The organism is Stenotrophomonas maltophilia (assembly GCF_002799245.1).
Classification (GTDB): domain Bacteria; phylum Pseudomonadota; class Gammaproteobacteria; order Xanthomonadales; family Xanthomonadaceae; genus Stenotrophomonas; species Stenotrophomonas maltophilia_S.
Map to the genome: position 1 here is coordinate 53,115 of NZ_NEQV01000008.1, position 11,456 is coordinate 64,570.

An 11,456-nucleotide genomic window follows, 5' to 3' on the forward strand; every position below is an offset into this window, starting at 1 on the left:
CCGAACCGAAGACGATGAGCGACATTCTGCAGACGATCCTGGCCCGCAAGGCCGAAGAAGTGGCCCAGCGCCGCGCCCAGCGCCCGCTTGAGGAGCTGCAGGCCGCCCTGGCCAGCGCCCCGCCGGTACGTGGCTTCGTGCGCGCACTGCAGGCGGCGGTGGCCAATGGCGACCCGGCGGTGATCGCCGAGGTGAAGAAGGCCAGCCCGTCCAAGGGCGTGATCCGCCCGGATTTCCGCCCGGCCGACATCGCTGTCAGCTACGAGTTCGGTGGCGCCAGCTGCCTGTCGGTGCTGACCGACGTGGACTTTTTCCAGGGCGCCGATGCTTACCTGCAGCAGGCCCGCGAGGCGTGCACGCTGCCGGTGCTGCGCAAGGACTTCGTGATCGATGCCTATCAGGTGTACGAGGCACGCGTGCTGGGCGCCGACTGCATCCTGCTGATCGTGGCCGCGCTGGACGACACGCAGCTGGCCACGCTGTCCGAACTGGCGCTGTCGCTGGGCATGGACGTGCTGGTGGAAGTGCACGACATCGATGAGCTGGAGCGCGCGCTGCAGGTACCGGCGCCGATGATCGGCATCAACAACCGCAACCTGCGCACCTTCGAGGTGTCGCTGCAGACCACGCTGGACATGCAGAAGGCGGTGCCGCGTGACCGCCTGCTGGTCACCGAGAGCGGCATCCTCGGCCCGCAGGACGTGGCGCTGATGCGCGATGCCGGCATCCATGCCTTCCTGGTCGGCGAGGCCTTCATGCGCGTGGAAGAGCCGGGCGAGGGCCTGCGTCAGCTATTCTTCGCAGCATGAAAACGCACTATCCAACGCCGCGCGAGGACGCGCCGCTGGTGGTCTTCGACTTCGACCACACCCTCTACGACGGCGATTCGGGCACCCACCTGTTCGCCTCGCTGATCAAGCGCAACCCGTTGCGCATGCTGGCCGCGCTGCTGGTCACGCCGATCGCCGGGCCGATGGTGGCGATGCTGCCGACCCGTCGCGCGGGCATCTCGGTCTATGTGTGGATCGGCAGCTTCGGCCTGCACCGTGCGCGTGATTTCAACAAGGTGATCGACGCCTACGTGCTGCGCAACCAGGCGCAGATGCGCGCCAAGCTGCTGCCGCAGGCGCTGGAGGTGTTCGCCGCGCACCGTGCCAAGGGCGACCGCGTGGTGGTGGCCACCGGCGCGCCGCCAGAGCTGGCGCGCGCGATCCTGGCCTTCGCGGCCCATCAGGACGTGCCGGTGATCGGTACCGAGGTCGGCCCGCGGCTGGGCGGCGTTGGCCCGACCCGCCACTGCCACAACGAAGAGAAGATGCGCATGCTGCGCGAGCGCGGCTATGGCGAAATCGATATCGCCTATTCCGACAGCACCGCCGATCTGCCGTTGCTGCTGGCGGCCAAGGCGCCGGTGGTGGTGAACCCGAAGCCGGGCCGGGTGGACTTCTTCCGCCGTGTGCTGCCGGCTGGCACCCGCATCCTCAACTGGGGCTGCGTGGACCGCGGCGGCGACAAGGCCTAGCCCGGGGTCAGATCCCTGAAGGGGCTCTGGCCCCATCGCACGGGTAATGGATCTGCCGGCCAGCGGCCGGCACGACCCTTCTCCGTCCCGGTAGTGCCGGCCGCTGGCCGGCAAATGGCCCGGCCAGCGGTCAGCGGTACAGGTGCCCGTACACCGCGTGACCGATCTGGAACAGGCTGATGCCCAGTACCAGCACGCCGACGGCCACCAGTACCCAGCGCTCCTTCAGGCGCTTCACCAGCAGAGCGGCCACCGGAGCGGCCATCATGCCGCCGATCAGCAGGCCGGCCACGATCTGCAGGTGATGCAGCCCCATCGACAGCAGGAACGTGGCTGACACGGTCAGGGTGACCACGAACTCGGCCGCGTTCACCGTGCCGATGGTGGTGCGCGCCTGGCCGCCGCGGGCCAGCAGGGTGGAGGTGGCCACCGGCCCCCAGCCGCCTCCGCCGCTGGCGTCCAGGAAGCCGGCCACGAAGCCCAGCACGGGCACGCGCTTGACCTCGCCCTTGGGCATCAGGCGGCCGGCGGCACGTGCCAGGATGATGATGGCCAGCACCAGCAGGTACAGATAGATGAGCGGGCGGATCACCTCGCCGGGCAGCTGGGTCAGGCCGTAGGCCCCCACGGCGCCGCCCACCGCGCCGGGCAGCGCCAGGCGCAGGAACAAGCGCTTATCGACATTGCCGGCGACCAGATGCGACACGCCGGAGGCGCCAGTGGTGAACACCTCGGCGGTGTGGATGGCGGCGCTGGCCTGCGCGGGCGGAATGCCCATGGCCAGCATCACCGACGACGATACCAGGCCGAATGCCATGCCCAGGGCGCCGTCCACCAGCTGTGCGCCGAGGCCGATGAGGATGAACCACCAGAATGCGCTGCTCAGTTCCATGAACCGAGCCTAGCGCGCGAAGGAGTGCGGACCAAGGTCCGCACCCACCTGGCGATCAACGGGTGCCGTACAGCACCACGGTCTTGCCGCGGGCATGCAGCAGGCCGTCGGTCTGCAGCTTCTTCAGCACGCGGCCGGCCATTTCGCGCGAGCAGCCGACCAGGCGTGCCAGCTCCTGGCGCGAGACACGCAACTGGCTGCCCTGCGGATGGCTCATTGCCTCCGGCTCCTGCGCCAGGTCGTGCAGGGTGCGCACGATCCGATCGGTAACGTCCAGGAATGCCAGGCGGCTGGTGTCGAGCAGGCGCTTGGAAATCTGCTGGCCCAGCGCGTACAGCAGGCGCGGGGCATCGGCCGACAGCGGGCCGAGGAACAGCTGATGCAGGCGCTCGTAGCTGATTTCAGCCAGCTCGCAGGCGGTTCGGGTCCGCAGGATCACCTCGCGGCGGTCCGATTCGACGAACAGGCCCATCTCGCCGACGAACTCGCCGGCACCGAAGTAGCCCAGCACAAGCTCGCGATCGTCATCTTCCTCGGCCATGATCGAAACCGAGCCGCTGATGACGTAATACAGGGTTCCCGCCGGGTCACCGGGTCGGAAGACGTCGGTACGGGTGGGATATCGCCGCCTGTGGCTGTGCGCCAGGAAACGATCGATTGTGGCGATATCCAGGGCCAGTGGACTGCTAGCTAGGCGCACGGTTGACACGATAGGGGCGCTCCCTCTGCGCATGAACGGATTCACGGGGTCGATAGCGGAGCTTAACCAGCGCAATTGTTAAGGGCAAACAGTGTGCCAGAACTCTTGCGTCTTCACGTTCCCCCCGGGAGCAGTTTGCCCCATAATTCCTCCTTTCCCTTCTTACACAGGAATCGACCGCCGTGGTCAAGCCGTTGCCTCGCCTGAGGCTGCAGGGTTTCAACAACCTCACCAAGGCGCTGAGCTTCAACATCTATGACGTGTGTTACGCGCGCACCGAAGAGGAGCGTCAGCGTTACATTGAATACATCGATGAAGAGTACAACGCCGACAGGCTGACTCAAATCTTGACCGATGTCGCCGAGATCATCGGCGCCAACATCCTGAACGTGGCCCGCCAGGACTACGACCCGCAGGGTGCCTCGGTGACCATCCTGATCTCCGAAGAACCGGTGATCGACAAGAAGCAGGCCGGCAAGGAGCTGATCTCCGACGCCGTGGTCGCGCACATGGACAAGAGCCACATCACCGTCCATACCTACCCGGAAACCCATCCGCAGGAAGGTATCGCGACGTTCCGCGCGGACATCGACGTGGCCACCTGTGGCGTCATTTCGCCGCTGAAGGCCCTGAACTACCTGATCGAGAGCCTGGAATCGGACATCGTGATCATGGACTACCGCGTCCGTGGCTTCACCCGCGATGTGAAGGGCAAGAAGCACTACATCGATCACAAGATCAACTCGATCCAGAACTTCCTGGCCAAGAACATCAAGTCGCGTTACGAGATGTTCGACGTCAACGTCTACCAGGAAAACATCTTCCACACGAAGATGCACCTGAAGGACTTCGACCTGGACCAGTACCTGTTCGAGGAAAAGGCCAAGAACCTGTCGTTCAAGGAACGCATGAAGATCGAAACGCTGCTCAAGCGCGAGATCGAAGAGCTGTTCCACGGCCGGAACCTGTCCGAGTAAGCCCCATGCGCGATGCCCGCAGGCATCGCCGCCCAGGCGGGACGACCCGCCCCGTGGAACTGGTGTCGCATGCGCGATAGGGTTCCACGGTGATGTACCGACCCACGGCCCGGTGTGAAAACACCGGGCCGTTTCGTTTTTTTCAAAAAAGGTAAGGAGCCCCCACCCATGCCCTGGATCTACCTGCTGCTGGCCGGCCTGTTCGAGATCGGTTTCGCCCTCGGAATGAAGTACTCCGAAGGCTTCAGCAAACCCTTGCCCACCGTTGCCACGGTGGTGTCCGCCCTGATCAGCCTGTACCTGATGAGCCAGGCGATGAAGAGCATCCCGGTCGGCACCGCCTACGCGATCTGGACCGGCATCGGTGCCATGGGCGTGGCCGTGCTCGGCATCTATCTGTTCAATGACAGTGCGTCGCCGGCCCGCCTGGCCTGCGTGGGCCTGATCGTGGCCGGCGTGATCGGCCTGAAGCTGGTGTCGCCGAACTGAAAGGTGGCCCGACCAACGGTCGGGCCCCACCATGTCCTGGGTAGGCCCCCACCGCGCCCTGGGTAGGCCCTCACCGCGCCCTTGGGTAGGTCCTCACCGCGCCCTTGGGTAGGTCCTCGCCGTGCCCTTGGGTAGGTCCTCACCGCGCCCTGGGTAGGCCCCACCGCGCCCTGGGTAGGCCCTCACCGCGCCCTGTGTAGGTCCTCACCGCGCCCTGGGTAGGCCCCCACCGTTGGTGGGGGCGCCCCTTTCAGATGCGGTAGGCGATGGTCTTCATCACCCTGGAGGCCAGCGCCATCGCGCCCGGGATCGGGAACGGCAGGCGGCGTGCGCCGGCCTGTTCGGCGTGCTCCGCATGGCGGGCTTCGTCTTCCTTCATCACCTGGATGACCGCGCGGCTGCGCAGGTCGCCAGCCGGCAGGTCGACCAGGTGCTCGTCCAGATGGGCTTCCACCTGGCGCTCGGTTTCGACCACGAAACCCAGGTTCCAGCCGTCGCCGCGCAGCCCGGCCAGGGTGCCGATGGTGTAGCTGCCGGCGTACCACAGCGGATTGAACAGGCTCGGGCGGCTGTCCAGCTCGCCCAGCCGGGTCGCACACCAGGCCAGGTGGTCGGTCTCTTCCTGGGCTGCTTCCAGCAGGTGTTCACGCGTGGCTGGGTCGCGGGCCACGGCCGCCTGGCCGAAATACAGGCCCTGTGCGCAGACTTCGCCGACGTGGTTGATCCGCATCAGGCCGGCCGCGTGGCGGCGCTCGGCGCTGTCCATGCCCGGCTCGTCGGTCTGCGCAGCCGGGTAGGGGCGGGCCGCCGGTGGGTTGCCGAACACCGTGTCCAGGGCGCGCTGCGCCTCGGTCAGCAGATGGTCCAGCGGTGTGGTCTGGCGGAGCACGGTCATGGCGGTACGCGGTGGGGCGGAAGACCCCTCGATTCTCGCCCGGCTCCGCCCCCCTGCCAACCCGGGTCAGGGCCGGCTTGCACCGGGGCCTTGACCTGCGTACAATCCCGCCTCTTACGCTTCACCTTTCACAACGCGTGGCAGAGTTCCGGCGAGTCGTTCGCCGCAATGAGCCCGACCTAACTTAGAGTTCTTCATGAGCACTTTCACTGCCAAGAACGAGACCGTCCAGCGCGACTGGTACCTCGTCGACGCCGAGGGCAAGACCCTGGGCCGTCTCGCCACCGAGCTGGCCCGCCGTCTGCGCGGCAAGCACAAGCCGGTCTACACCCCCCACGTTGATACCGGCGACTACCTGGTCGTCATCAATGCAGAAAAGATTGCCGTCACTGGCAAGAAGCTGCAGGACAAGATGTATCACCGTTTCACCGGCTACATCGGCAACCTGAAGACCGAGTCCCTGGCCCAGGCGCTGGAGCGCCACCCGGAGCGCGTGATCGAGATCGCCGTCAAGGGCATGCTGCCGAAGGGCCCGCTGGGTCGCCAGATGTACCGCAAGCTCAAGGTCTACGCCGGCACTGAGCATCCGCACGCCGCACAGCAGCCGCAGGTTCTGGATATCTAATCATGGCTATCACTCAAAACTACGGCACTGGCCGCCGCAAGTCCTCCACCGCTCGCGTGTTCCTGCGCAAGGGTTCGGGCAACATCACCGTCAACGGTCGTCCGCTGGACGAGTTCTTCGGTCGTGAGACCGCGCGCATGATCGTGCGCCAGCCGCTCGAGCTGACCAAGAACACCGAAAGCTTCGACATCCTGGTCACCGCCGCTGGCGGCGGCACCACCGGCCAGGCCGGTGCGATCCGTCTGGGCATCGCTCGTGCTCTGGTCGAGTACGACGAAACCCTGAAGTCCGAGCTGCGCAAGGCGGGCTTCATGACCCGTGACGCCCGTGAAGTCGAGCGTAAGAAGGTCGGTCTGCACAAGGCCCGCCGCGCCACCCAGTTCTCCAAGCGCTGATCCACTGCGCCCAGAACTACAAAAAGCCCGGCCTTTGGCCGGGCTTTTTGCGTTATGGGCTTGCGGACAGGTATTTCACCTTATCCCCGCGCCGTTGGCGCGCCTCCTTCAACAAGAAGGGGGCTTTCCTCCAGATGTGCGATGGTGGCCGGAGGATAGGGCTGCCTGATCCTGGGCTGCGCCGCATTCTCCCTGCAGGGGAGCCCCCTTGATGTTCAAGGGGGTGCGCCGACAGGCGCGGGGATGAGGTGGAGTGCGTGACCAGATTAAACGCAAAAGGCCAGATCTTCCGGGTGTGCGATGGTGGCCGGAGGATGGGGTCGCCTGATCCTGGGCTGCGCCGCATTCTCTCTGGAGGGGAGCCCCCTTGATGTTCAAGGGGGTGCGCCGACAGGCGCGGGGATGAGGTGGAGTGCGTGACCAAACAAAAAAGAAAAAAGCCTGATCTTTCGATCAGGCTTTTTTCTTTTTTGTTTGGCTGCCCCGGATGGATTCGAACCACCGAATGCCTGAGTCAGAGTCAGGTGCCTTACCGCTTGGCGACGGGGCAAAACGTGTAACTATTTTCTCACTTTTCACATTGAAAAACAACTTGTTTTTCAGTGTGGTGGCTATGGGTGGACTCGAACCACCGACCCCAGCATTATGAGTGCTGTGCTCTAACCGGCTGAGCTACATAGCCTTGGTGAGCCCGCTATTCTGCGGATGTGTATCGACCCTGTCAACACTTTTGTGCCGTGCTTGTGGGCCGACAGAGGGCATGGGATAGTCCCGGCCAGTAGATTTTCTTAGGAGTCCGCATCGTGATCGATCCGGACGGCTATCGACCGAACGTCGGCATCGTGCTGATGCGGCAGGACGGCCAGGTGTTCTGGGCACGACGTGTGCGCCGGGACGGCTGGCAGTTCCCGCAGGGTGGCATGAACACCGACGAGACGCCTGTCGAGGCCATGTATCGTGAACTGCAGGAAGAGACCGGCCTGCTGCCTGAGCATGTGGAAGTGCTCGGGGCGACGCCCGGCTGGCTGCGCTACAAGCTGCCGGCGCGGGCGATCCGCCGCAATGAGCGGCAGGTCTGCATCGGCCAGAAGCAGGTCTGGTTCCTGCTGCGCCTGACCGGTGACGAATCGCATGTGCAGCTGGACCATACCGACTCGCCCGAATTCGACCACTGGCGTTGGGTGGACTTCTGGTACCCGGTGGAGCACGTGGTGATGTTCAAGCGTGGCGTCTATGCGCGCGCGCTGCGACATCTGGCGCCGTTGGCACGCGGGGTGGCCGGGCAGGGCGTTACCGCCATGCCCAAGAGCGCTGCCGAGGCCTGGATGCCGGGCCATGCGGCCGGCCACGACAGGCCCCGCAAGCGCACGCCCAAGCGCGGTGGCTATTGGCCGCGCAAGGCCAAGGGAGAGCCGGGGGCGGTCTGATGCGGAGGCCGCGCAGACCGCGGGCCGATCAGTCACACCGCACCCCCGCCGGGTATTTCCAGCAGGGCCTGGCTGTCCGGCTGGCCAGCCTGCCCTGGGTGGCGATGTGCGTGGTGGCGCTCGGCGACATCGCAGGGCTGCCGCTTGCGCTGGGCTTGGGCCTCACCCTGGCGACCTGCGCCGGTGCCCTGTACCTGGCGGACTACCTGCTGCGCCTGAGAGCGGCAGGCGGCGGCCTCCACTGGCTGATCATCTTCTTCAGCACGCCGGTGCTGGCGCTGCTGTGTTCAATCGGAGCCTGAACCGTATCGAGAATGGTTCAGGTCTCTGATTGACAACCATTCTCGTTTCCATTGGAATAGCCAACAGGCCGCTTCTGGCCTGCCAGCCCGGTTCCCGCCTGTGTACGTCTGCATCTGCAACGGAGTCACCGACCACCAGATCCGCGAAGCCGCCAGCAATGGCGTCAGTACGGTGGCCGAGCTGACCATGCGTACGGGGTGTGGTGCCACCTGCGGTTCCTGCCTGGACATGGCCGGCGACCTGCTGGCCAAGGCACGTGCGACCCACGATCTGCCGCTGCCGGTATTGGGCCTGGCCCAGGTCGCCTGATCGCCTTTTTCGCGGTGCGTTGACGCCGCGCTTTCGCAACCTTCACGTGCGGCCGCGCAGGCCAATGCGCACGATTCGCGTTCCTTCACGACTGCACGCAAGGCGTTAAAGTGCCTGCGTTTTCAGCGTGCAGGAGCACCCCCATGAAGGGCGACACCAAGGTCATCGAATTCCTCAACAAGGTCCTCTACAACGAGCTGACCGCGATCAACCAGTACTTCCTGCACGCCAAGATGCTGAAGAACTGGGGCATCAAGGAACTGGCCGAACACGAGTACAAGGAATCGATCGACGAGATGAAGCATGCCGACATGCTCGCCGACCGCATCCTGTTCCTTGAAGGCCTGCCGAACTTCCAGGCGCTGGGCAAGCTGCGCATCGGCGAGAACCCGACCGAGATCCTGCAGTGCGACCTGTCGCTGGAACGCGATGGCGTGGTCACCCTGCGCGAGGCCGTGGCCTACTCCGATTCGGTTGGCGACTACGTCAGCCGCCAGCTGTTCGTGAAGATCCTCGACTCGGAAGAAGAGCACATCGACTGGCTTGAAACCCAGCTCGACCTGATCGAGCGCATCGGCGAGCCGAAGTACCTGCTGAGCAAGCTGGAAGAGTGAGTCAGCCGCCCTGGCCGGCGCGATGCTGTGCCAGGTAGCCCGCCAGTGCAACGCGCGCGCGGGCGAATTCAGCAACCAGCAGCGCCACCGCCACTGCGGGGCGCTGCAGGCTGCCACTACGGGCCTCGTGCTCGATCCGCTGCGCGATCGCCGACAGCGACAACGCTCCCACGTTCGCGCTCGATGATTTCAGGCTGTGCGCAACGGCCTGCATGCGCGGTTCATCGGCGTTCTGTGCGGCCAGCTGCAACTGCTGCACCATCACCGGCGCATCTTCAAGAAAGACCGTAACGATCTGGGTGGCGGCGTCGCCGATCACTGCGTGCAGTTCATCCAGCACATCGCGGTCGAGTACCGGTTTCGGCGCAGAGCCGACTCGGCTGTCATCGCCCTGTGGAGCCGAGCCCTGCCCGGCTGCTGGAGCGCCGCTGCAATGCGACGCCTGCCGGGCATGGCGATGCCGGTCGTCCTGGCCGCCATCCTCCGCGCTATCGCAAGCGAGGTTGCCAGCGGCTCCTGCCGCTGCCTTCGGCTCCATGGATGGCTGTGCAGCTGATGCAGCCACATCGCCACCCCAGCGCTGCAACAGCGCGTGCAGCGCGGTGCGCGCGATCGGTTTGGACAGGTAATCGTCCATGCCGGTCTGCAGGCAGCGCTCGCGGTCGCCGGCCATCGCATTGGCGGTCATCGCGATGATCGGCAGTCGTGCACGCCCGGTTTCCGCTTCTTCGGCGCGCCAGTGACGGGTGGCGGCGTAGCCGTCCAGCACCGGCATCTGGCAATCCATCAGCACGATGTCCACGTTGCCTTCGCGCAGGGCGGCCAGTGCCTGCTCGCCATCGGCCGCATTGCGCACTTCGCACTGGAACCCCCGCAACAGCTGCTCGGCCACCATGCGGTTGACCGTGTTGTCCTCCACCAGCAGCACACGCAGATGCAGCGGCGGCAGCGTGGCAGCCGGTTGCTCGTTCTCCGCGCTGGCCAGCAGCGCAGCGGGGCGGGCACGGGCGACCGGCACAGCCAGCAGTGCATGCAGGGCTGCATCGTCGAAGTGCGAGGGCAGCTGGCGTTGGCGCGGGCGTTGCGCAAGCGCATCATCCTGCAGCCACAGCACCTGCAGTGCGTCGTCGTCACCGCGTTCACCCAGCGCCAGCTGCAGCGAGGCCTCGCCGTTGCGGCGTGCGCGTGCATCGACCAGCAGCCATGCCGGTGCCGGTTGCCCGGGCCGCGCGGGAGCGCGCAGGCGCTCGACCACGCTGTCCAGCTGCGCCAGCACCTGCACCGGCAGCCCATGGTGGGCGGCGATGCGCTCGATGCGTGCCTGCAGCGTTGCATCGGCACTGAACAGCAGCAGCGGTGCCGGCGCGCGCGCCATTGCGGGCAGATCGCCAGGGACCTTCAGCAGCGGGATCTCGAACCAGAACGTAGCGCCCTGTCCGGGCGTGGACTGCACGCCGATATGGCCGTGCATCAGGTCGATGATGCGCTTGCAGATGGCCAGGCCCAGGCCGGTGCCGCCGTAGAGGCGGGTGGTGGATGCGTCGGCCTGGCTGAAGGACTGGAACAGGCGTGCCTGCAGCGTGTCGTCGATGCCGATGCCGGTATCGATGATCTCGAAGCGCAGCTGGTGCTGCGCGGCACCTTCGCCCAGGCGCAGCACGCGCAGCTGCACCTGGCCGCGGGCGGTGAACTTGATTGCGTTGGCCAGCAGGTTGCTCAGCACCTGGCGCAGGCGCACCGGGTCGCCGCGCACCGGCAGCCGCACCGATGGGTCCAGTTGCAGGCCCAGGGCCAGGCCCTTGGAATCGGCGGCCCGCTGCATCAGCTGCACCACGCCGTCGAGCAGATCGCGCAGGTTGAAGCTGGTGATTTCCAGTTCCAGCGCCTGTGCTTCCAGCCGGGAGTAGTCGAGGATGTCGTCGACGATGCGCAGCAGCTGCTGCGAGCTGGCCGAGGCGGTGGCCAGCATCTGCCGCTGGTCCTCGCCCAGCGGGCCGCGTGCGATCAGTTCCAGCATCGGCAGGATGCCGTTGAGCGGGGTGCGGATCTCGTGGCTCATCGTAGCCAGGAACTCGCCCTTGGCCAGCACGGCCGCCTCGGCGGCCTGCTTGGCCTGCAGCAGCTGTTGTTCCAGCTGGCCCTGGCGCTCGGTGGTATGGCGCAACTGGTCGCGTTCGGCGGCCAGCGCGTTGTGCGCGCGCTGCAGCTGCGCCAGTGCATGGTTGCGCGTGCGCAGGCGCTGGCCCAGCACCATCAGCACGATGGCGGCCGCGGCAAGGGCAACCAGCAGCACGCCCCACAGCGGCAC

General features: G+C 65.9%; 14 protein-coding genes and 2 tRNA genes. 10 read left to right on the forward strand and 6 right to left on the reverse strand.

Translation table 11 applies throughout. From position 1 onward, the window contains the following. The first annotated feature begins 14 nt into the window (after positions 1–14). A complete protein-coding gene (gene trpC, locus B9Y64_RS19975; protein ID WP_049426871.1) occupies positions 15–809 on the forward strand; it encodes an indole-3-glycerol phosphate synthase TrpC in 795 nt (264 codons plus the stop codon). Further along, positions 806–1,522: a haloacid dehalogenase-like hydrolase gene (locus tag B9Y64_RS19980; protein WP_100442140.1), complete on the forward strand. Its 717-nt coding sequence runs from the start codon at positions 806–808 to the stop codon at positions 1,520–1,522. The genes trpC and B9Y64_RS19980 overlap by 4 nt, the downstream gene beginning before the upstream one ends. A 130-nt stretch (positions 1,523–1,652) precedes the next feature. Here B9Y64_RS19980 and B9Y64_RS19985 read toward each other — a convergent pair whose 3' ends face one another. Together B9Y64_RS19985 and crp are read right to left on the reverse strand one after the other, a co-directional pair. Continuing rightward, positions 1,653–2,414, reverse strand: a complete 762-nt coding sequence (locus tag B9Y64_RS19985; protein WP_088027604.1) for a sulfite exporter TauE/SafE family protein — start codon at positions 2,412–2,414, stop codon at positions 1,653–1,655. 55 nt (positions 2,415–2,469) lie between these two features. Next, a complete protein-coding gene (gene crp, locus B9Y64_RS19990) occupies positions 2,470–3,147 on the reverse strand; it encodes a cAMP-activated global transcriptional regulator CRP (RefSeq protein ID WP_100442141.1) in 678 nt (225 codons plus the stop codon). 149 nt (positions 3,148–3,296) lie between these two features. On the opposite strand from crp, the gene speD reads away from it, so the two are divergent. Together speD and B9Y64_RS20000 are read left to right on the forward strand one after the other, a co-directional pair. Beyond that, positions 3,297–4,091 carry an adenosylmethionine decarboxylase gene (speD, locus tag B9Y64_RS19995; RefSeq protein ID WP_100442142.1) on the forward strand — a complete coding sequence of 265 codons (795 nt, stop codon included), beginning with the start codon at positions 3,297–3,299 and terminating at the stop codon, positions 4,089–4,091. A gap of 168 nt (positions 4,092–4,259) precedes the next feature. Beyond that, positions 4,260–4,580: a DMT family transporter gene (locus B9Y64_RS20000; protein WP_005419816.1), complete on the forward strand. Its 321-nt coding sequence runs from the start codon at positions 4,260–4,262 to the stop codon at positions 4,578–4,580. Positions 4,581–4,830: 250 nt separating this feature from the next. On the opposite strand, the gene coq7 is transcribed toward B9Y64_RS20000, so the two are convergent. Beyond that, positions 4,831–5,475 (reverse strand): 2-polyprenyl-3-methyl-6-methoxy-1,4-benzoquinone monooxygenase, encoded by a 645-nt coding sequence (coq7, locus tag B9Y64_RS20005; RefSeq protein ID WP_100442143.1) that lies wholly within the window; start codon positions 5,473–5,475, stop codon positions 4,831–4,833. Between the two features lie 196 nt (positions 5,476–5,671). On the opposite strand from coq7, the gene rplM reads away from it, so the two are divergent. Further along, positions 5,672–6,100 carry a 50S ribosomal protein L13 gene (gene rplM / locus B9Y64_RS20010; protein WP_005414692.1) on the forward strand — a complete coding sequence of 143 codons (429 nt, stop codon included), beginning with the start codon at positions 5,672–5,674 and terminating at the stop codon, positions 6,098–6,100. Between the two features lie 2 nt (positions 6,101–6,102). Next, on the forward strand, positions 6,103–6,495 hold the full coding sequence (rpsI, locus tag B9Y64_RS20015; protein WP_005411311.1) for a 30S ribosomal protein S9: 393 nt from the start codon (positions 6,103–6,105) through the stop codon (positions 6,493–6,495). Positions 6,496–6,970: 475 nt separating this feature from the next. On the opposite strand, the gene B9Y64_RS20020 is transcribed toward rpsI, so the two are convergent. After that, positions 6,971–7,045: transfer RNA gene (locus B9Y64_RS20020), tRNA-Gln, on the reverse strand. A 55-nt stretch (positions 7,046–7,100) separates the two neighbouring features. Further along, positions 7,101–7,177, reverse strand: a tRNA-Met gene (locus tag B9Y64_RS20025). Positions 7,178–7,298: 121 nt separating this feature from the next. Here B9Y64_RS20025 and B9Y64_RS20030 point away from each other — a divergent pair. The 4 genes from B9Y64_RS20030 to bfr all read left to right on the forward strand — a co-directional run bounded on the left by B9Y64_RS20030 (position 7,299) and on the right by bfr (position 9,148). Beyond that, positions 7,299–7,922 (forward strand): RNA pyrophosphohydrolase, encoded by a 624-nt coding sequence (locus B9Y64_RS20030; RefSeq protein ID WP_010482644.1) that lies wholly within the window; start codon positions 7,299–7,301, stop codon positions 7,920–7,922. After that, positions 7,922–8,224 (forward strand): hypothetical protein, encoded by a 303-nt coding sequence (locus tag B9Y64_RS20035; RefSeq protein ID WP_238379947.1) that lies wholly within the window; start codon positions 7,922–7,924, stop codon positions 8,222–8,224. Before B9Y64_RS20030 ends, B9Y64_RS20035 begins: the two co-directional genes overlap by 1 nt. 100 nt (positions 8,225–8,324) lie before the next feature. Next, complete coding sequence (locus B9Y64_RS20040) at positions 8,325–8,534, forward strand: (2Fe-2S)-binding protein (protein ID WP_019336609.1); 210 nt, start codon at positions 8,325–8,327, stop codon at positions 8,532–8,534. Positions 8,535–8,677: 143 nt separating this feature from the next. Next, complete coding sequence (bfr, locus tag B9Y64_RS20045; protein WP_005419804.1) at positions 8,678–9,148, forward strand: bacterioferritin; 471 nt, start codon at positions 8,678–8,680, stop codon at positions 9,146–9,148. Position 9,149: 1 nt separating this feature from the next. Here the strand turns inward: bfr and B9Y64_RS20050 are convergent, their stop codons facing one another. Beyond that, on the reverse strand, positions 9,150–11,456 hold the full coding sequence (locus tag B9Y64_RS20050; protein ID WP_100442145.1) for a hybrid sensor histidine kinase/response regulator: 2,307 nt from the start codon (positions 11,454–11,456) through the stop codon (positions 9,150–9,152).